The 17576-nt window shown below is 63.2% G+C and carries 23 protein-coding genes; 13 read left to right on the top strand and 10 right to left on the bottom strand.

Annotated features, from left to right (window positions below; genetic code table 11):
• Positions 1-60: 60 nt before the first annotated feature.
• Entirely contained in the window at positions 61-318 is a 258-nt protein-coding gene (locus IVB22_RS03285; protein ID WP_247515865.1) for a sulfur globule protein precursor, read from the bottom strand.
• Between the two features lie 322 nt (positions 319-640).
• Here IVB22_RS03285 and ndk point away from each other — a divergent pair, with 322 nt between their 5' ends.
• Positions 641-1063, top strand: coding sequence for a nucleoside-diphosphate kinase (gene ndk / locus IVB22_RS03290; RefSeq protein WP_247515866.1), 423 nt, complete (start codon positions 641-643; stop codon positions 1061-1063).
• 62 nt (positions 1064-1125) lie between these two features.
• Positions 1126-1962 carry a TerC family protein gene (locus IVB22_RS03295; RefSeq protein ID WP_247515867.1) on the top strand — a complete coding sequence of 279 codons (837 nt, stop codon included), beginning with the start codon at positions 1126-1128 and terminating at the stop codon, positions 1960-1962.
• A gap of 25 nt (positions 1963-1987) precedes the next feature.
• Here IVB22_RS03295 and IVB22_RS03300 read toward each other — a convergent pair whose 3' ends face one another.
• Positions 1988-2350, bottom strand: a complete 363-nt coding sequence (locus IVB22_RS03300) for a hypothetical protein (RefSeq protein WP_247515868.1) — start codon at positions 2348-2350, stop codon at positions 1988-1990.
• Between the two features lie 225 nt (positions 2351-2575).
• On the opposite strand from IVB22_RS03300, the gene IVB22_RS03305 reads away from it, so the two are divergent.
• The 5 genes from IVB22_RS03305 to IVB22_RS03325 all read left to right on the top strand — a co-directional run bounded on the left by IVB22_RS03305 (position 2576) and on the right by IVB22_RS03325 (position 7000).
• The gene (locus tag IVB22_RS03305; RefSeq protein WP_247515869.1) at positions 2576-2788 is read left to right on the top strand and encodes a hypothetical protein; all 213 of its coding nucleotides are present in this window, start codon (positions 2576-2578) and stop codon (positions 2786-2788) included.
• 10 nt (positions 2789-2798) lie between these two features.
• The gene (locus IVB22_RS03310) at positions 2799-3035 is read left to right on the top strand and encodes a hypothetical protein (RefSeq protein WP_247515870.1); all 237 of its coding nucleotides are present in this window, start codon (positions 2799-2801) and stop codon (positions 3033-3035) included.
• A 144-nt stretch (positions 3036-3179) separates the two neighbouring features.
• Positions 3180-4154 carry a Crp/Fnr family transcriptional regulator gene (locus tag IVB22_RS03315; protein ID WP_308200347.1) on the top strand — a complete coding sequence of 325 codons (975 nt, stop codon included), beginning with the start codon at positions 3180-3182 and terminating at the stop codon, positions 4152-4154.
• Between the two features lie 229 nt (positions 4155-4383).
• Entirely contained in the window at positions 4384-4599 is a 216-nt protein-coding gene (locus IVB22_RS03320; protein WP_247515971.1) for a hypothetical protein, read from the top strand.
• 73 nt (positions 4600-4672) lie between these two features.
• Entirely contained in the window at positions 4673-7000 is a 2328-nt protein-coding gene (locus tag IVB22_RS03325; protein WP_247515871.1) for a xanthine dehydrogenase family protein molybdopterin-binding subunit, read from the top strand.
• Here the strand turns inward: IVB22_RS03325 and IVB22_RS03330 are convergent.
• A complete protein-coding gene (locus IVB22_RS03330; RefSeq protein ID WP_247515872.1) occupies positions 6997-7965 on the bottom strand; it encodes a LysR family transcriptional regulator in 969 nt (322 codons plus the stop codon). The genes IVB22_RS03325 and IVB22_RS03330 overlap by 4 nt on opposite strands.
• 121 nt (positions 7966-8086) lie before the next feature.
• Here IVB22_RS03330 and IVB22_RS03335 point away from each other — a divergent pair, with 121 nt between their 5' ends.
• From IVB22_RS03335 to IVB22_RS03350, 4 genes are all read left to right on the top strand, one after another.
• Positions 8087-9043: a hydroxymethylglutaryl-CoA lyase gene (locus IVB22_RS03335; RefSeq protein WP_247515873.1), complete on the top strand. Its 957-nt coding sequence runs from the start codon at positions 8087-8089 to the stop codon at positions 9041-9043.
• Complete coding sequence (locus IVB22_RS03340; protein WP_247515874.1) at positions 9040-10257, top strand: CaiB/BaiF CoA-transferase family protein; 1218 nt, start codon at positions 9040-9042, stop codon at positions 10255-10257. Before IVB22_RS03335 ends, IVB22_RS03340 begins: the two co-directional genes overlap by 4 nt.
• Positions 10258-10331: 74 nt before the next feature.
• Positions 10332-11327, top strand: a complete 996-nt coding sequence (locus tag IVB22_RS03345) for a tripartite tricarboxylate transporter substrate binding protein (RefSeq protein ID WP_247515875.1) — start codon at positions 10332-10334, stop codon at positions 11325-11327.
• Between the two features lie 13 nt (positions 11328-11340).
• Positions 11341-13293 carry an aconitase family protein gene (locus tag IVB22_RS03350; protein ID WP_247515876.1) on the top strand — a complete coding sequence of 651 codons (1953 nt, stop codon included), beginning with the start codon at positions 11341-11343 and terminating at the stop codon, positions 13291-13293.
• 37 nt (positions 13294-13330) lie between these two features.
• Here the strand turns inward: IVB22_RS03350 and IVB22_RS03355 are convergent, their stop codons facing one another.
• The 6 genes from IVB22_RS03355 to IVB22_RS41315 form a co-directional block, all read right to left on the bottom strand.
• Positions 13331-13777 carry a DUF1801 domain-containing protein gene (locus tag IVB22_RS03355; RefSeq protein WP_247515877.1) on the bottom strand — a complete coding sequence of 149 codons (447 nt, stop codon included), beginning with the start codon at positions 13775-13777 and terminating at the stop codon, positions 13331-13333.
• Positions 13778-13794: 17 nt separating this feature from the next.
• A complete protein-coding gene (locus tag IVB22_RS03360; RefSeq protein ID WP_247515878.1) occupies positions 13795-14253 on the bottom strand; it encodes a DUF1801 domain-containing protein in 459 nt (152 codons plus the stop codon).
• An 11-nt stretch (positions 14254-14264) separates the two neighbouring features.
• Positions 14265-14486 (bottom strand): hypothetical protein, encoded by a 222-nt coding sequence (locus IVB22_RS03365; protein WP_247515879.1) that lies wholly within the window; start codon positions 14484-14486, stop codon positions 14265-14267.
• Between the two features lie 42 nt (positions 14487-14528).
• Complete coding sequence (locus IVB22_RS03370; RefSeq protein WP_247515880.1) at positions 14529-14960, bottom strand: SRPBCC domain-containing protein; 432 nt, start codon at positions 14958-14960, stop codon at positions 14529-14531.
• Positions 14957-15280, bottom strand: a complete 324-nt coding sequence (locus IVB22_RS03375; RefSeq protein ID WP_247515881.1) for a helix-turn-helix transcriptional regulator — start codon at positions 15278-15280, stop codon at positions 14957-14959. The genes IVB22_RS03370 and IVB22_RS03375 overlap by 4 nt, the downstream gene beginning before the upstream one ends.
• A 146-nt stretch (positions 15281-15426) precedes the next feature.
• On the bottom strand, positions 15427-15549 hold the full coding sequence (locus IVB22_RS41315; RefSeq protein WP_256467371.1) for a hypothetical protein: 123 nt from the start codon (positions 15547-15549) through the stop codon (positions 15427-15429).
• Between IVB22_RS41315 and IVB22_RS03380 the strand changes: the two genes are divergently transcribed.
• Positions 15548-16183: a trans-aconitate 2-methyltransferase gene (locus IVB22_RS03380; protein WP_247515882.1), complete on the top strand. Its 636-nt coding sequence runs from the start codon at positions 15548-15550 to the stop codon at positions 16181-16183. The two genes, IVB22_RS41315 and IVB22_RS03380, sit on opposite strands and share 2 nt — an antisense overlap.
• Positions 16184-16202: 19 nt before the next feature.
• Here the strand turns inward: IVB22_RS03380 and IVB22_RS03385 are convergent, their stop codons facing one another.
• Positions 16203-16607, bottom strand: a complete 405-nt coding sequence (locus IVB22_RS03385) for a four-helix bundle copper-binding protein (protein ID WP_247515883.1) — start codon at positions 16605-16607, stop codon at positions 16203-16205.
• Positions 16608-16877: 270 nt separating this feature from the next.
• Here IVB22_RS03385 and IVB22_RS03390 point away from each other — a divergent pair, with 270 nt between their 5' ends.
• On the top strand, positions 16878-17489 hold the full coding sequence (locus tag IVB22_RS03390; RefSeq protein ID WP_247515884.1) for a class I SAM-dependent methyltransferase: 612 nt from the start codon (positions 16878-16880) through the stop codon (positions 17487-17489).
• The last annotated feature ends 87 nt before the right edge of the window (positions 17490-17576 follow it).

A 17576-nucleotide genomic window follows, 5' to 3' on the forward strand; every position in this document is an offset into this window, starting at 1 on the left:
CACAAAAAAGCCCCGGCGCGGCGGCCGGGGCGTCAGTCTCAGGGGGAAGCTCAAATCAGATCAGTAGCAGCGGTTCACGGGCCGCCAGCGCGGACCCCAGGGGGTTGGAACAAGGCGCCGCGCGTAGCAGCCGCCATATCCGCCGGCGTAATAGGCGGGGCCGCCGATGAAGACGCGAGGGCCGCCCCAGCCATGATGATGATGATGACGATGCCAGCCGCCATGGTGCCAGCTGCCGGCCGAGGCCGATGTCGGCGCCAGCGCGGCTGCACCCAGCGAGGCCGCGGCCACTGCAACGAGCGAGAGTTTGCGTAACATGATCGTCTCCAAAGTTTCGGCGCCAGTTGGCACCACCAGTGAGATCGGGTCCCGTGACGCCTTAGGGCCGGCGGATGCGCGTGCCCTGCGTTCGATCGTCCGTAAGTCTACGGCCGCGAAGCTGAATGAAGACGGCACGGCGGCTTCAGACAGGGTTCACCTCCGTGAAATTGCTGTAATCTTCGCCCCCGAGGCGCGTGCGTGGCACGAAAACACGCCCAAAAGGGGTGGCAGGGGCGCGTCACCGGCGCTTGCCGTGGCGAGATGGCGCCGATATAAGCCCCGCAACTCTCCATCCACTGCATTCTGCAAGGACCAAGACATGGCGATTGAACGCACTTTCTCGATCATCAAACCGGACGCGACCGAGCGCAATCTGACTGGCGCCGTCAACGCGCTGATCGAGAAGGCCGGTCTCCGTATCGTGGCCCAGAAGCGCATTCGCATGACCCGCGAACAGGCGGAAACCTTCTACGCCGTTCACAAGGCGCGTCCGTTCTTCGGCGAACTGGTCGACTTCATGACGTCGGCTCCGGTCGTGGTGCAGGTGCTGGAAGGCGAGGGCGCGGTACTGAAATATCGCGACGTGATGGGCGCCACCGACCCGTCGAAGGCAGCGGACGGCACGATCCGCAAGGTCCACGCGAAGTCGATCGGCGAGAACTCGGTGCACGGATCGGATGCTCCGGAGACGGCCGCGATCGAAATCGCGCAGTTCTTTTCGGGCAACGAAATCGTCGGCTGATTTTATTGGGACAGCGGCAGTAGCCGCGTGCAACGGCTGAGAAGGCCGATGGGGGAGACGCTGTGAACTGGTTGTGGCAAATTTTCGATCCGGCGACGATCTCGGCGTTCTTCACCCAGTTCCAGGCCGAGATGCAGCATCCCGCTTTCTGGGTCGCGCTCGGCAAGATCATGTGGATCAACATCCTGCTGTCCGGCGACAACGCGCTTGTCATCGCGATGGCGTGCCGCGGGTTGCCGCCGCGCCAGCGGTTCTGGGGCATGATCCTTGGCGCCGGCGTCGCCGTTTTCTTGCGCATCATCTTCACCGGTATCGTCGTGACGTTGATGGCGCTGCCGTTCCTCAAGCTGGTCGGAGGCCTCGCGTTGCTGTTTATCGCAGCGAAGCTGCTGGTGCCTGAACACGAGGGCGAGGGAGACGTGGATGCGGCTGCGCATCTCTGGGCGGCCGTGCAGATCGTGGCGATCGCCGACATCGTCATGAGCCTCGACAATGTGATTGCGGTTGCCGCCGCCGCCAACGGCAGCATTCCGCTGCTGGTCATCGGCCTTGCCATCAGCGTTCCCCTGATCGTCGCGGGCGCCGCGCTGATCATGGCGCTGCTCACACGCTTGCCCGCTTTGGTGTGGGCCGGTGCGGGCCTGCTCGGCTGGGTCGCCGGCGAGGTGATGGCGACCGACCCCGCGATACAGCCGGCAATGCATGCCTTCTTCAACGGCCCGGTCGGCGTCGGCCTCGATGGCGTGCTGAGCTCGCTTGGTCTTGGGCTTCGTTTTGCCAATGGCGGCCACGGCGGCGAGGTGCTGCTCGGGCTCATCGGCATCGCCGTGGTGCTCTTGGTGGGATCGATCTGGCGCAGGCGAAAGCTGGAAGCCGCCGAGCATTCCGCCACGGCGTAGGGAAGCAATTCCCGGCCCGGCGGCGCTAGAACAAGCGCATCGGCAACGGCAGCTGAACTTCGCGATAGCGGCCTTCGTAGCGGTCGACGAAGTCCTGCAGGAAAAACGGAATGTCGCGAAGCTGCAGGTCGCAGCGTCGCCGCAGCTCATGCGCGACCTCCACAGACGCGTCACGGCACCACCCCCCGGCGACGTTAAAGACCACCACCCTGACAGGCTTCGTGTACCGTCCGGTCAGGAGGTCCATGACGACCGGCTCGAATCCGGCTGCCTCGGAATCCACCTCTGCCCAAACCAGGCCGGATGAGCCGGGTTCATGCTCGACGAGATAGACGTCGTGCTCCTCGCTTTGCGGCACGATCGATGGGGTTCCGAAAGAGGTACGCATGAACGAACTCTCACGCCACAGGACGAAGATTCAAGTGCGCGAATTTTGATTCGTTCCGCGCAGGGAAAGGCGCCGAATCACGCCAGAGCCTGAGACGGCAAAAAGGACTGCTCTTCCTTCGTCGTTCGCCGGCGTAATGCCGCGGCACTGCTCTCGGTTCCTGCATAGGAACATTTAGCAAAGTCCTGACTTCCTTCTGTATACGGCCGACACGGGAGGACCGGGATGGCGGTGAACAAGCCGGTGGGCGACAACGCGCGCAAGGGCGCGGTGAAAAGGCGCAGTCAGGTAAAGACGAAATTGGGCGGCGCCAGCGCCTGGACCAAGCGCAGCAAATCGTCGGGAAAATTAATGGCGGCCAAAAAGCTGGTCGCAAAGAAAACGTCGGCGAAGAAGTTCAAGGGCGTGCGGACAGAGAAGAGGGCGAGTAAACGCTAAGGAATGCCTGATGCCCCGCTATTTTTTCAACGTCTATCACGACAGGGCGGAACTGGACGAGGAAGGCGAAGAATTGCCAGACGTGCAAGCCGCGTGGCGGGAAGCGACGGTTACTGCGGGGCAAATCATCCAGGACCTCGACGGCAAGCTGCGCCCCGGTAAAGACTGGCGGCTGGAGGTCACCGACGAATTCGCAAATCCGCTTTACGTCATTCACGTCAGCGCCGATCGGCCAAATGAGCCCTGACAGGAGAACCTTGGGCCGGACGGGGCTGCGGATCAGCCAGAAGTCCAGCTATTTGGGGCTCTGCAAGCCGGGTGACGACAACCAACGGTCGATAGCGGCCGCGGACTCGGTTGAGACCGCCGTCTCCAACAGACGATCGCGTTCATGCCCGGGCGGCAGGCCGGCGGCCTTTTCGCGGGCGCCAAGTGCAATTTGCTTGAGCCGTTCTTGAAGCGGCAGCGGCGGGCGGCTGCGATTGCGCCTTTTCTTCATGAGCAGATCTCCTGGTTGGCCTTGATCCTTGCATGCCGGGAGAGCCGCCTCCTTAACCTTTGTTGGGAACCGGCATCGGGTCGCTTCCGTTCATTCAGGTATTGGAAATCAACTGATCGGAAAGGAGGCTTGGGCTTGGACCGGGAAACGGTGTACGCGCCCTTATTGCGGCGGCTCACGATCGTCTCGGGACTCGATGAGCCGGATATTGCAGCTATCCGCGCGCTGCCGATCGCCGTTCGCCAATGGGATGCCGGACGGGCGATTGTGGCCGATGGCCAGCGTCCGACGGACTGCTGTCTTGTTGTCGAAGGATTTTGCGTTCGCTCCAAAACTACGGTCAGCGGCCAGCGGCAAATTCTTTCCATCCATATCCCCGGCGAAATTCCGGACCTCCAGAGTTTGTATCTGCGCAGGATGGATCACGACATCATCTCGTTGGTTCCTTCCACGCTCGGCTTCATCAGTCACGCCTCCTTGCGGGCCCTGACGCGTGAAAAGCCGAATGTCGCTGAAGTGCTTTGGCGCGAGACGCTGATCGATGCCGCGATCTTTCGGGAGTGGATCGTCAACGTCGGTCAGCGGCCGGCCACCAGCCGGCTTGCCCACACCGTTGTCGAACTTCGCAGGCGCCTTGTCGTCACGGGCCGCGCCGCGGGCGACACGTTCGAAATGCCGCTGACGCAGGAGCAAATTGGCGAGGCGCTGGGGATCACGCCGGTGCATGCAAATCGGGTCATCAAGCAGTTGCGGGAGGAAAGGATCATCGATATCAGCCGCGGACGCGTCGTGGTGCTTGATGAGGTAAAGCTTGCGGAATTGGCGCAGTTTGACGACCGTTATCTTCACCAGGATCCATTCCTGTAAGCATGGTGCCGGAATGGCTCTGCCCCTTGAACCCTGCTGGCGTGAGGCGCGCGTGAGATGAGCCCGTTATGAATGGCGATTTTGTTCACCTTCCAGGAACGATTCATTGTCGGGAAAATTATGCAATTTGTGCCCTAGGGATAGACACATCAAACTCCAAGCGGCTGCCGATTGCATTCCCGTTGCCGAGGCGTGTTGGCAGCAGCCGCTGCTTTTGGTTGCGGCCATCATGAAGGATTTTTCCAATGCGTCCTTCCCGCCCGAGGTGATCTCGGTGATGGAAGTTGCGTTTGATGCCGCGGTGGCTTCACTTCCCGAGCCGGTCCATTCCAGTCACGTTCAAGCCATCGCCGAATCGATCCTGCGCGCGGCCCATAGCGGAGAGCGCGACCCGATCGTGCTGCAAAGACTTGCGCTGCTGGAATTGCAGCTCATTCAACGCTAATCGTTGCGATTGGCCGGCGTGCTGACGAAGCTGCCGATTGCTTTTGCCGCCGCGGGGTTCCATACAGCTTCACATGACCGAGCCGTTACTGGGTCGCAGCCTCGACCGCCTTGAAGACGAGCGCTTCGTGCGGGGACGCGGGCGCTACGTCGCCGATCTCGTGGCGCCAAACGCGCTTCATGGCGTCGTCGTTCGCTCGCCGCATGCGCATGCGCGGATCGCCGCGATCAGCGTCGATGCGGCACGCCAGATGCCCGGCGTTGCGGCCGTGGTCACGGGACAGGAATTGGCATCCGACAATATTGGGCCGCTGCCGTGCGCGGTGACCCATATCCCGATGACAACGCCGCTCGTGGTGCCGCCCTGTCACGCACTGGCGCGCGACGTCGTTCGCTATGTCGGCGAGCCGGTCGCGTTCGTGGTTGCGGAAAGCACTGAGGCCGCGCGCGATGCCGCCGAGGCCATCATCGTCGACTATGCGCCGCTGCCGCCGGTGGTCTCGATCGCGGATGCCATTCTGCCGGACGCCCCGTCGATCTGGCCGGAGGCGCGTGGCAACATCGCGTTCCAGTTCAACCGTGGTGAGGTCGGCCCGGTGGAGGCGGCGATCCGCGACGCCGCCCACGTCGTGGAATGCGAGCTGGTCAACAACCGCGTCGTCGCAGCTCCGCTGGAGACGCGCGGTGCGGTCGCAGAGTTCGATGCCGCGAGCGGCCGCCTGCATCTGATCGCCTCGGCCGCGGGCGCGCACGCGATCCGCGACCTGCTCGCCGACGTTGTCTTTCGCATCGCCAGGGAAAAACTTCGCGTCAGCATTCCCGACGTCGGTGGCGGCTTCGGAATGAAGAACGTTCTCTATCCGGAATGGGTGTTGCTGCTGTGGGCGGCGCGCCGCCTCGGCCGCCCGGTCACATGGATCGGGGATCGCAGCGAGGATTTTACCGGCTCGGCCCATGGCCGCGACAGCGTCGTCCGGGCCCGCCTCGCGCTCGACCGCGATGGCCGCTTCCTTGCGCTCGACACAAAAGTCTTCGCCAATCTGGGCGCCCATGTCTCGACGGTCGCGCCGGCCGTGCCGACCATGGCGATGGCGAGCGCAATGGGCGGCGTCTACGACATTCCGCTGATCGCCTTTCAGACCAGCGGCGTGTTCACCAACACGACGCCGGTCGACGCCTATCGCGGCGCCGGCAAGCCCGAGGCGAATTATCTGATCGAGCGCTGCATCGACATCGCAGCCCACCAGCTCGGGATGGATGCGCTGAAGCTGCGGCGCAAGAACATCTTTCGTCGTTTTCCCCATTCCAGCGCCATGGGGCTTACGGTCGAGCAGGGCAGCTTTGCACATGCGATCGATCACGCGGTCAAGGCCGTCGCCGGATTCGATGCGCGCCGACGAAGCTCACGCAAGCGGGGCCGGTTGCGTGGCCTTGGGCTTGCCTGCTTTCTCGAAACGTCGCGTGGCCAGCCCAATGAAGTGGCGGAGGTGCGCGTCGGTGACGACGGTCGGATCGATCTGATGGTCGGCACGCATTCCAACGGCCAGGGCCACGAGACGACATTTGCCCAGATCGCGGCCGATGCGTTTGGCCTGCCGCTCGGGCGTTTCCGGTTTCGGCAGGGCGATACGGATGATCTCGACGCTGGCGGCGGACATGGCGGCGCGCGCTCCATGCACCAGGGCGGCACCGCGCTGCTGATGGCGGCCGAAGGCGTCATCGAGAATGCGCGGCGGCTTGCCGCTCGCCTGCTGCAGGCCAGCGTAGATGCTGTCAACTACGAAGCCGGCATGTTGCGCGTGGCTGCGACCGGGCAGGAGATCAGCCTCGAGGAGGTGGCGCGCGCCTCCTACCAGACACCCGGCGACGATGTCGCGCCAGGCCTCGCGCACAAGGCGATCCATCTCTGCGACCGCTACACCTTTCCCAACGGCTGCCATGTCGCCGAAGTGGAGATCGACCCAGAGACCGGCGAGGTCAGGCTCGACCGCTATGTGATATCAGACGACTACGGCCGGCTGCTCGATCCGCGCCTGACGCTGGGGCAGGTGCATGGCGGCGTGGCGCAAGGGATCGGGCAGGCGTTGTTCGAGCACGCGCTGTTCGATGCCGACACCGGCCAGATCCTCTCGGGCTCGCTGATGGATTATGCGCTGCCGCGCGCGGACGATCTTCCGGCGTTCGAGGGCAGCCTGACGGGCGACTTTCCAAGCCGCGCCAACCGGCTGGGTGTGAAGGGAAGCGGTCAGGCCGGCGCCATCGCTGCACCCGCCACCATCATGAACGCCGTAATGAACGCACTGATCCCGCTCGGCGTGCGGCATCTCGACATGCCGGCAACGCCCTCCCGCATCTGGCACGCGATCCGGTCGGCCGGCTCGCGAACACCTGGACAGGACTAAGGCCGTTCCGGCGCGCTGGTGCGCTTGCTCCGCCGCCCGTTTCCCTTCGCGGGCCAGCGCCCTTCGTTGACAGCGGCGCGGACGATCTCGACGACGGTCCTGCGCACCTCGAGGAACGCCTTGGTCTGCGGCCGGTCCGCGAGCGAAACCAAGCCGCACGAGCGCGTCAGCGGCGGATCGACGATGCGCCGTGCGTGATACTTCTCCGCCGCCAGGTCGGAGAGGACGGTTGCGCGGGAGAGGATCGCGCATCCCAGTCCGGCCTCAAGCGCCATTCGCAATGCCGACAATGAATCGACTTCGAGCGTCTCGCTCGGCGTGATCTGGTTGCGCAGAACCTGGGTCTGGATGATCGCGCGCGATGCCGGCATCGGCGTCAGCCCAACCACGCTTCGTTGCGGAATGGCGGAGAACGCGATCGAACCGGATGATCGGCCGATCAGGCTCGGATGCCCGACGAGATAGAGCTCTTCGTCATGCAGCAGCTCGACGTCGAGGCGGGCATCCCTGGGTGGATTATAGGCCAGCGCGAGATCGACTGTCCCTGAGAAGACGCGCTCGATCAGCGCCGGCGACAGCGCCTCGACGACCGTCAGATGGACGCCCGGGGAGTTCTTTCGCACCGCCTTCATGACATCGAGTGCGACCATGGAGAGAGCAGTATGGCTGAGGCCAAGGCTAACCGGACCCGTCGCGGCCTCGTTATAGGTCCGTACATCCTCTTCCGCCTTGCCGAGCGCCGACAGCACGGCGCTGGCATGCTCGTAGAGCCGCCGGCCAGCCGCGGTCAGCGCGATCCCGCGCGGCCTTCGTTCGAGCAACTTGACGCCCAGATCCGTTTCGAGCGCGGCGACGTGGTGGCTCAGCGCCGACTGGGCGACGTTGAGCGTCTCCGCCGCCCTCGACAGCACGCCGGCATCGGCGATGGCGATGAAATACCTGATCTGCCGCAATCCGAGCGCCACTGAAATCGCCCCTCACATCTAATTATCAGAACATAATGATCTTCATATTATATTTGTCAGATGTCTATGCCCGCGGCAAGCTGGGGTCACAACCAACAAGGATAATCCGGAGGAACGCGGCGTGGACCTGCCGAGCAGTGTCGTCATCAGCGAGGAGGGGCCGCGCGAAGGCTTTCAGATCGAGCCGGGTCCGATCGCGACGGCGGACAAGATCGCATTGATCGACGCGCTCTCCGCGTGCGGCCTCCGCCGCATCCAGATCGCCTCTTTCGTCAATCCCAAGCACGTCCCCGGCTGGGCCGATGCCGAGGCCGTGATCGGGGGATTCACTGCTCGGGAAGGCGTCGAATACTCCGCACTGTGGTTCAACGAGGGCGGATTGCAGCGTGCGCTTGCGTTCAAGGGGAAGCTGACGCTTGCCGGCTTCATCTCACTGAGCGCATCCGAACCGTTCGCGATCAGGAACCTCAACCGCGACCGTGCCGGACAGATCGAGGCGATGCGCAGATATGTGCGCGTGCATCGGGAAGCCGGCTTGCCGATTGCCAAGATCATCGTCATGGCCGCCTTCGGCTGCAATTTTTCGGGAGACGTTTCCCCGGCCGAAGTCGTCGAGACGATTGCGGACGCGCGCGCCATCGCGCGCGAAGCCGGCGTGGCGGTGCAGGACGTCACGCTCGCAGACTCCATGGGCTGGGCAACGCCCGTCCGAGTCGCGGCCGCGGTCGGTGCCGTTCGTGACCGCTGGAGCGATGTGCGGATCGCCCTTCATCTCCACGACACGCGCGGGCAGGGCATCGCCTGCGCCTATGAGGGCCTGCGGCTCGGGGTGACGGCGTTCGATGCCGCGGTGGCGGGCCTCGGCGGTTGTCCGTTTGCCGGCCAGCCGGGGGCGCCGGGCAACATCGCCACCGAAGAACTCGTGCTGCTCTGCGAAGAGATGGGTATCGCCACCGGCCTCAATATCGAAGCGCTGATCGAGGCCGGGCGGCTTGCCGAACGGATCGTCGGACACAGGCTGCCGAGCGCCGCATTGCGGTCGGGAACGCTCGCCGCATTCAGGAGACGGGCTGCATGACGACTTCCTCCAGACCGCTCGCGGGGCTGAAGGTGCTCGATTTCGGTCACACCATCATGGGGCCGTGCGCCGGCGTCGTATTTGCCGATCTCGGCGCCGACGTGGTGAAGATCGAGCCGGCCGACGGCGATCCGACGCGGCGGTTGCCGGGCTTCGCCGCCGGGTTCTTCGCGACCTATAACCGCAACAAGCGCTCGATCGCGATCGATCTGAAACGATCAGAGGGACAGGCGATCGTGCATCGGCTGGTCAGGGATGCCGACGTCGTGCTGGAGAATTTTGGACCGGGAACGATCGAGCGGCTGAAATGCAGTTGGGAGGATCTGCGTCAGATCAACCCGCGCCTCGTCTACCTCTCGATGAAAGGCTTCCTTAAAGGTCCGTACGAGAACCGTGGCGCGCTCGACGAGGTGGTGCAGATGCAGTCCGGGCTCGCCTATATGACCGGGCCGCCGGGCCGGCCGTTGCGTGCGGGGGCGCCTGTCATCGACATTCTCGGCGGCGTGTTCGGCGTGGTGGCAGCGCTGGCTGCGCTTCGCGAGCGCGACGCCACCGGCATTGGGCAGAAGGTCGCCAGTTCCCTTTTCGAAAGCGCGACGTTCATGCTCGGCGCGATCGTCGTGGGTAGTGCCGTGACCGGCGGCCCGATACCGCCGATGCCGGCACGCAAGAACGCCTGGGGCGTGTACGACGTTTTCACCGCTTCCGATGGCGGCCAGGTGTTTATCGGCTGCACGTCGGACGGACACTGGCAACGCTTCTGCGAAACCTTCGGCCTTGACGACTGGCGCGACGATCCACGGCTTGCAGGAAACAGCAGGCGGTGCGAAGCGCGCGAGTGGATGCTGCCCGAGCTGGAGCGGCGGATCACGAAATTGCCGCTTAATGAAATCCTCGAAAAGTGCGAGGCGGCACGGGTGGCCTATTCGCGCGTCGGACGGCCCGATGAATTGTCGTTCGATCCGCATCTGCTTGCCCATGGCGGCCTGCTTGCGACGGCCGTTTCCGGACTAGGCGGCGGACCGCTGGTCGGAATCCCCGCGCTTCCAGTGGAGTTCGGCGACGGGCGCGAACGTGCGGGTCTCGAGCGCCAGCCGCCGAAGGTCGGCGAGCACGCTGACGAAATTCTGCGGGCGGCCGGATATTCGGAGCACGAAATTATCGAACTGCGCGCGGCGGGCGTACTGGGCGAGGCTACGAGCGTGCCCGCATAGGAACAAGAAGAAGCGAGCAAAAGAGCGGCCCAACCGCCTCGCGCAACGCAACATGGTCAGGGAGGAAACGGCGTATGATTTTCGGCAAACTGGTTCGAGCGAAAGCGCGCATCCTCGGTGTGGCGACCGTGGCGCTTACGCTGAGCGCGATCGCGTTGCCTGCAAAGGCACAGCCATATCCATCGCGATCGATCACGATGCTGGTCGGCTATTCCGCAGGAGGGCAGGCCGACGCCCTGGCCCGGATCGTGGGCAAGCAACTCGGTGAGAACCTCAAAATATCCGTCGTCATCGAGAACAAGACGGGGGCCAACGGCATGATCGCGGCCCAGGCCGCCGCGCGCGCCGAGCCTGATGGATACACCATCCTCATGGTGACGGATGCGATGGTGACGATCGATCCGCACCTCGCCACCAGCAATCACTTCGACCTTTCGAAGGCGATGGAGCCGGTCGTCAACGTCGCATGGTCGCCGCTGCTGCTTGCCGCGGCCAACAATGTGCCGGCGAATTCGGTGGCCGAGCTCGTCGCGCTGGGCAAGCAAGAGACGCAGAATTTGAGCTTTGGGAGTTCGGGTAGCTCGACGCCGCACCGCCTCGCCGGCGAGATGCTGCAGAAGTACGGCGGCTTCACCATGACCCACATTCCCTACAAGGGAACGGCGGCGTCGGTGAACGACCTCCTGGGCGGGCAAATACCGTTGCTGTTCGGCGCACCCACGGCGGTGGAGCCGCTGGCGACGGCGGGCAAGATCAAGGTGCTCGGCGTCACATCGGAAAAGCGATTCCCGTTGCTTCCCGACGTGCCGGCGATCAGCGAAACCTTTCCGCAGTTCAAGATCATCAGCTACATCGGGTTCATGCTCCCAACGAATACGCCAAAACCGGTGATCGCTACCTTGAACAAGGAAGTGAACCGGATACTTGAAACGGATTCGATGCGCGCCTGGCTGGACAAGCAGCGCATGGTCGCCGTCGGCGGTACGCCTGATGATTTCAGGCGCCAGATCGAGGTCGACTATCAGGCGCGCGGTGAGCTGGTCCGAGCTCTCGGCATTACCGGCGAGTGAGCGAGGAAGCATCATGGCGGTATCGAACGAACAGGTCCGGTTTGAGGGCCGTATCTTGTTCCTGACTGAAGACGCTGATGTGGTGGAGAGCCAGTTGCGGGGGACGGATGTCTTGCTGGCCGATGCGTTGCCGTTGCGCAGCGACGTGTCGACCGACGAGATCACTCCGGCCTGGATCTGCTATTATTACGACGAAAAGCTCGGGGAATATCCTTATCTGGGCCTGAAATGCGGTCAGCGCCTGCCGGTGTCCGCCGGCAGCGTCAAGGCCGGCGGGTTCGGCGTGACGGTAGTGGGACGGCGCTACGGCAAGGGTTCGTCGCGGGAGGCCAGTCCCTATGCCGAGTGGTGTGCCGGCATCCGGCTGGTGATTGCCGAAAGTTTTGAGCGGATCTATCGGCAGAACTGCCGCAACCTCGGTATCTACACCTCGACCGATTTCGGATTGATCGAACGCATCCGCCGCGGCGAGAGCATTCCTATCAGCGAGTTCACGCAAGGAGAGGACGAACTCACGGCCGAGCTCATTCGCCGGGGAGGGTTGTTCAAGCTGGCGCGCGCGCGAAAGGACGGATGGTCGCCGACCACGCAAGCCACCGCACCGCGGCCGATGACCTATGCCGAAAAGATCATCGCACGCGCTTCCGCCGACAATTCCGACGCGGTTCGGCCTGGAGATGCAATTTTCGCAAGGGCGGATTGGCGCTACGCGCATGAATATGTGTCGCCGATGTGCATCAGCTTTCTCAAGCGCGAGATGGGCGACCAGATCACGCTGCATGATCGCGCGAGCATCGTATGCTTTGGCGATCACTTGCCTTTCATCCACCGGAGCATGTCACCGGAGCGGCGTGCGCAAGGGCTACTCGAAGCGGCTCAGGCATTGGCCAAGGTTCAAAAGCAATTCTGCGAAACGCACGGGCTGCGTTTGCACGACTACCTTGCGGACCGTGATGGCTCGGAAGGCATCAGCCATTCGATCATGACCGAGCGTTACGTTCGGCCTGGTCAATTGGTCGTCGGCACCGACTCCCATACGCCCCACTGCGGCGCATTGGGGGCATTGGCCTTTGGCATCGGTACGTCCGAGATGGCAAACGCATGGATGACGGGAGAAGTGCGCGTCGAAGTCCCACGGACATGCCGTGTGCGGCTCAATGGCCGGCTTCCGGCAGGCGTTGAGGCGAAGGATATAGTTCTGCATTTGTTGCGCTTGCCCTATGTGCGCGAGGGAAAGGCAATCGGTCAGGTGATCGAGTATTGTGGCGAAGCGTTGTCGGTCCTGTCCACTGACGAGCGCGCGACCCTGACCAACATGGTGGCGGAGATCGGCGGCTTCAGTGGAATTGTTGTGCCTGACGAAGAGACACGGCGCTTTGTGAGGGACCGCCGTGGCACCGACTTGCAACTGGAGCCCTGGATGTGCAGCGACGAGGACGCCGAATTCGCTCACGTCATCGAAGTCGAGTGCGACAGGCTCGAGCCGATGCTGGCGAGGCCTGGCGATCCCGGTCACGGCATTGCCGTATCGGAACTGGCCGAGACGGTGGGGATCGATATCGCCTATGGTGGCTCATGCACCGGCGGCAAGCGCGAAGACTTGTTGCATTACCATGCCGTGCTCGAATGGGCGGCGCAAAGGGGCATGCGGGTAGCTCCCGGCACACGTTTCTTTCTCCAGTTCGGCAGTCAGGATGTCCGCGATTATTGCGTGCAGAGCGGAATGCTTGACGTGTTTGAACGCGCGGGCGTCGAACTGATCGAACCGGGTTGCGGCGCGTGCGTGAACGCCGGCCCCGGCGTCTCCGATCGAGCCGAACAGGTGACAGTGAGCGCGATCAACCGCAATTTTCCGGGACGTTCCGGGCCAGGACAAGTCTGGCTGGCGAGCCCGTCTACGGTGGCGGCCAGTGCGATTGCGGGCCGCATTGTAAGCTTTGTGCAATTGCGGGCGAAGGCGCCGTGACCTTGTAACGTCGACCGAGCCAGTTGCCGTCGTCTCCTCAAGCGCTCTTTGATTTCGTCCGGGCAGCGCGCGCAGACATGTTCAGTTCCGCGGCCTCGCGAATGAGCGCCTTCAACGCCTTCTCATTGATCTTGTCGCCCTCGTGGATATCGATGGCGCGCCGGACGTTGCCTTCGAGGCAGGAATTGAAGAGGCCTGACGGATCGTCCAGCGCGGCGCCCTTGGCGAAGGTCATCTTCACGACAGCCTTGTAGGTCTCGCCGGTGCAGATGATTCCATCGTGCTCCCACACCGGAACGCCCCGCCACTTCCACTCCTCGACCACTTCGGGGACGGCCTGCTTGATGATGCTTCTGATACGCGCGAGCGTATCGCCGCGCCAATCGCCCAGCTCCTTGATTCTCGCATCGATCTGCCGGGAGGGAGAGCTTCCGCCTCTTGCTTCGCTCGCGCTGCTCTTCTTCAAACCTGTCGCTTTCTTCATGGCTGTCGTCGCTCCGCTCACATTCGTTCGCCGGGCAATTGGCTGGCCTGCTTTACCCAGGCGATGAACTGAGCTTCGTCAAACTGCTCGTCCTCGCGAATGTCGAGGTAGCGCACTTCCTTGTGCTTGGACTCGCCGGGCGGGAGAGGGCGCAGCGACGTGCCGCGGAAGAAGGTCACTTTGACGTACTTCGTAAAACAGTGAAAGGCGATGAACCAGCCGCCCTGGTCCTCGACGCCATAGAAGGGCGTATTCCATTTGACTGCCTTGCGCACGCCGGGGACGGTGCGCACGATGAGCGCATCGAGGTGGCGCCCGATGTCGCGTTTCCAGCCTGGCATGGCCTCGATGTAGGCCTGCACGGGGACGTCGCCGTCCCCTTTCGCGATCTGCGGGTTTCCGCCTGAGAGCAGGACGGGCTTTGCGGCGGCCTTCTTTGCGACCTTCGCCGACTTTGCGGGTGTCTTGCCGACCATTGGCTGCACTCCTATCCGCTGATGCCCCGCGCGCTGCGCCATTTGGCGGCATAGGGCAGCACGAACATGTACAGACCGGTGAGCAGAAGCAAGATCAGCGGGAACAGCGCCAGAAGACCTACCCAGGCGGCTTGTTTCTCCTGCATCATGGCGATGACGTTGACGATGACGGCCACCGTGAAGGCAATGGACAGCCAGCGGTGGATTTGCCGAATAGACGTATTCCAGTTCAATGAGACCTCCTTTGAAACGAGCCGAAGCGCAACGCGGCGGTTTCAGTCCGCCCGCGCCACGAGTTCTTCCAGCTTCGCGAAGAATTGCTGCCAGCCGGCGTGGGCGCCGCCGTAGGCCTGCTTCTGATCCGGCCGGAAGCCGGTCTGCTCCATGCGCAGCAGGGTCCCCGTGCGCGTTGGCGTGAGCGTAAATGTCACCACGCTCTGCAGATTGAAGGCTGCATCCTCGTGCTTGAAATTCCAGGTGTAGGACAGCGCTTTGTTCGGCTCGATGGCGAGGACCTCGCAGTCCAGTACGCCGCCCCATTCTCCGCGAAGATTGAAATGGTGACCCACGACAGGCTTGAAGTCGTTCTTCATCAGCCATTCCTCCATCAGGTGTGGTTGCGTGAGCGCGCGCCAGAGCTTTTCCGGCGGATGCGGCATCTCGCGTTCGACGACGACGGAGCGGGTTTCAGTCGCGGTATTGGTCATTGGTCCATCCGTTTGAGTAGATCTTCGAGATCGTCGAATTTCCTCTGCCAGAACCCCGCCATCTCGCTCGTCCAGTCGATCAGCGGGGCCAGGGCGCCGAGCTGCGCGCTGTAATGCGTCTGTCGGCCTTGGTGGCGGTCGCGCACCAGCCCAGCTTGTTTCAGAACGCCGAGATGTTTTGAGACGGCCGGTTGCGAGATCCCGGCCCGCGCCGTCAGGGCTCCCACCGTCTGCTCTCCTTCGCGGCACAGCCGCTCGAAGATCGCCCGACGGGAAGGATCGGCGAGTGTTCTGAAGAGCACGTCGTGGGCGTTCGGCATTTGGGATCGATAACCTTTGGGTTATTGATTGATCCATAACTACAGAGATATGGGTTAGTCAAGTCGAAAAGCGTGAGGCTGTAGCCGGTAGTTCTACCCCCGGGAACCGCCGGTTCTTGAGCTTACTATATCCCGCTGGTTATGCCTCACTGTCTGCTCTCGCGGCCATCCGCGAAGCGAGCTGCGGGCGCGAACGCCAGCGACATGATCGTTGGCTCGTTGTCGAAGACGGGCGGCATGACCATGTAGGACAGGGAGGTGAGGCTCATGGGAGATGCCAGCCGTCAGGCCCATTGGGAGACCGTCTACGCTACCAAGGGCGAGAACGAGGTCAGCTGGTTTCAGCAAAGCCCGGCGCCTTCGCTCGACTTGATCGGGCAGGCAGGCGCCACGCGTAAGTCGGCCATCATCGACATTGGCGGCGGCGTTTCGCGGCTGGTCGACAATCTCGTCGAGCAGGGGTTTGAGGATGTCACCGTGCTCGATCTGTCGGACGCGGCATTGGCTGCCGCAAGAAGCCGCCTTGAGAGCCATGTTGGCGCCAGCGCCGAGCGCGTTAGCTGGATCGTTGCGGACGCGACGACCTGGGAGCCGGCCAGGGCCTACGACATCTGGCACGACCGGGCGGCGTTCCACTTTCTCACCGACGCAAGCGATCGCGCCGGCTATATCGCCCGCCTTGAGCGGGGCCTGAAAATCGGCGGGCACGCCATCATCGCCACCTTCGCGCTCGACGGACCTGAAAAGTGCAGCGGCCTGCCGGTCGCACGCTATGACAGTGCGAGCCTCGGACAGACGCTCGGCGCCACATTCAAGCTGGTCCACACGCAGCGGCACGAACACGCGACCCCGTGGGAGTCCCGACAGATCTTCCAGTTCAGCGTATTCAGGCGCGAGGGTTAACTCGCGCCCGCCTCGCGCGCTAATGCGCCATGCCGCGTGCCAATTCCTGGCAGGCCTCCATGCAGCGGCGGCAGCTTTCCGCGCAGATGCGGCAATGTTCATGCATGGCGGCGTGCTTCTGGCACTCCTCCGCGCAAAGCCGGCAGGCGGCGGCGCAGACGCTGAGCATGCGGCGCATCACTTCGTCGTCGGAGCCTGTCCGGCGGGTCATGATGCGGCCGGTGATGTTGCAGATGTCGGCGCAATCCAGGTCCAGTCGGATACACTGGGTCAGCTCCTGCACCATGCGCTCCGACAGGCAGGCGTCGGCGCAGGAGGTGCAGGTCTGGGCGCAGGAATAACATTCCTCGATGCAGCGGATCAGGGCGTCGTCGATCTGGCCCTGGACGGCCGGGTGGGTGCCGATCATTTCGCGGGCGTGCATGGTGGGCTCCTTGCTTGACGGCCAGCGCAAGCGGGGCGGCCGCTACTTCAAGCCGCAGCGACCGAAAATGTTCTGGCCTCCGCATTAATGCCGGCGCGCTGGATCAGACCCGATTGGTCCAACGCAACGTGGTGCATTGGAATTATGTCAACGAAACCCGCGGCTTCGTGATGGAACAGACTGGATTATGCGAAAATTGTCCCCGCGAACGCTCGATCCACCTTGCCGGCTGCTGGTGGTATTTTTGATCGTCGGAAGGGTTCGGGAGCCATGGGCTTCTACAACGATGTCATCCTGCCGAAGGTTTGCGATCTCGCGATGCGGAACAAGCAACTTCGGCCGTATCGCGAGCGGGTGATCGGCGCGGCCGAAGGCCGCGTGCTCGAGATCGGGATCGGTTCGGGTCGGAATTTGCCCTTCTATCGGTCGCAAGTAACGGAATTGCTGGCGCTGGAGCCGTCTCCTCAACTCACGGCAATGGCTCGTCATGCTCTGCATCCGGGCATGCATGTCAGCTTCGTCGAAGCGTCAGCAGAAGCCATTCCACTCGATGATCGCAGCGTTGATACCGTTGTGACCACCTGGACCCTGTGCAGCATTCCAGATGCCGCCATGGCGCTCACCGAAATGCGTCGCGTGCTTCGGCCGAGCGGCAAGCTCTTGTTCGTGGAGCATGGCATGGCGCCGGACAAGAGTGTGCGGCGATGGCAGGACTGGCTGACGCCTGCCTGGAAATGCATCAGTGGCGGCTGTCATCTCAATCGACCCGTCAGCGCGATGATCGAAAGTGCCGGCTTCAGGATCGATCGGGTGGAAACGGGCTATATGCCCGGACCCAAGCCGATGACTTTCATGTATGAGGGCACCGCGCGACCAAACTAGCGGCATAGCGGACATGGCCCGACTTGCTGTTGGCTTGACCCGGTCGCGAATGACCTAATCGGCCCTGTCGCCCGGCAGCCATTTCGC

Origin of the sequence: Bradyrhizobium sp. 190 (assembly GCF_023073415.1) — a bacterium.
GTDB lineage: Bacteria > Pseudomonadota > Alphaproteobacteria > Rhizobiales > Xanthobacteraceae > Bradyrhizobium.

What these genes read in the sequence shown, in the direction of transcription:
- ndk (WP_247515866.1), top strand. Translation starts at nt 641, where the DNA reads ATGGCGATTGAACGCACTTTCTCGATCATCAAACCGGACGCGACCGAG.
- IVB22_RS03350 (WP_247515876.1), top strand. Translation starts at nt 11,341, where the DNA reads ATGGCGGTATCGAACGAACAGGTCCGGTTTGAGGGCCGTATCTTGTTC.
- IVB22_RS03340 (WP_247515874.1), top strand. Translation starts at nt 9,040, where the DNA reads ATGACGACTTCCTCCAGACCGCTCGCGGGGCTGAAGGTGCTCGATTTC.
- IVB22_RS03360 (WP_247515878.1), bottom strand. Translation starts at nt 14,253, where the DNA reads ATGGTCGGCAAGACACCCGCAAAGTCGGCGAAGGTCGCAAAGAAGGCC.
- IVB22_RS03300 (WP_247515868.1), bottom strand. Translation starts at nt 2,350, where the DNA reads ATGCGTACCTCTTTCGGAACCCCATCGATCGTGCCGCAAAGCGAGGAG.
- IVB22_RS03325 (WP_247515871.1), top strand. Translation starts at nt 4,673, where the DNA reads ATGACCGAGCCGTTACTGGGTCGCAGCCTCGACCGCCTTGAAGACGAG.
- IVB22_RS03305 (WP_247515869.1), top strand. Translation starts at nt 2,576, where the DNA reads ATGGCGGTGAACAAGCCGGTGGGCGACAACGCGCGCAAGGGCGCGGTG.
- IVB22_RS03380 (WP_247515882.1), top strand. Translation starts at nt 15,548, where the DNA reads ATGGGAGATGCCAGCCGTCAGGCCCATTGGGAGACCGTCTACGCTACC.
- IVB22_RS03355 (WP_247515877.1), bottom strand. Translation starts at nt 13,777, where the DNA reads ATGAAGAAAGCGACAGGTTTGAAGAAGAGCAGCGCGAGCGAAGCAAGA.
- IVB22_RS03315 (WP_308200347.1), top strand. Translation starts at nt 3,180, where the DNA reads ATGCCCGGGCGGCAGGCCGGCGGCCTTTTCGCGGGCGCCAAGTGCAAT.
- IVB22_RS03375 (WP_247515881.1), bottom strand. Translation starts at nt 15,280, where the DNA reads ATGCCGAACGCCCACGACGTGCTCTTCAGAACACTCGCCGATCCTTCC.
- IVB22_RS03385 (WP_247515883.1), bottom strand. Translation starts at nt 16,607, where the DNA reads ATGCACGCCCGCGAAATGATCGGCACCCACCCGGCCGTCCAGGGCCAG.
- IVB22_RS03370 (WP_247515880.1), bottom strand. Translation starts at nt 14,960, where the DNA reads ATGACCAATACCGCGACTGAAACCCGCTCCGTCGTCGTCGAACGCGAG.
- IVB22_RS41315 (WP_256467371.1), bottom strand. Translation starts at nt 15,549, where the DNA reads ATGAGCCTCACCTCCCTGTCCTACATGGTCATGCCGCCCGTCTTCGAC.
- IVB22_RS03390 (WP_247515884.1), top strand. Translation starts at nt 16,878, where the DNA reads ATGGGCTTCTACAACGATGTCATCCTGCCGAAGGTTTGCGATCTCGCG.
- IVB22_RS03320 (WP_247515971.1), top strand. Translation starts at nt 4,384, where the DNA reads ATGAAGGATTTTTCCAATGCGTCCTTCCCGCCCGAGGTGATCTCGGTG.
- IVB22_RS03345 (WP_247515875.1), top strand. Translation starts at nt 10,332, where the DNA reads ATGATTTTCGGCAAACTGGTTCGAGCGAAAGCGCGCATCCTCGGTGTG.
- IVB22_RS03310 (WP_247515870.1), top strand. Translation starts at nt 2,799, where the DNA reads ATGCCCCGCTATTTTTTCAACGTCTATCACGACAGGGCGGAACTGGAC.
- IVB22_RS03285 (WP_247515865.1), bottom strand. Translation starts at nt 318, where the DNA reads ATGTTACGCAAACTCTCGCTCGTTGCAGTGGCCGCGGCCTCGCTGGGT.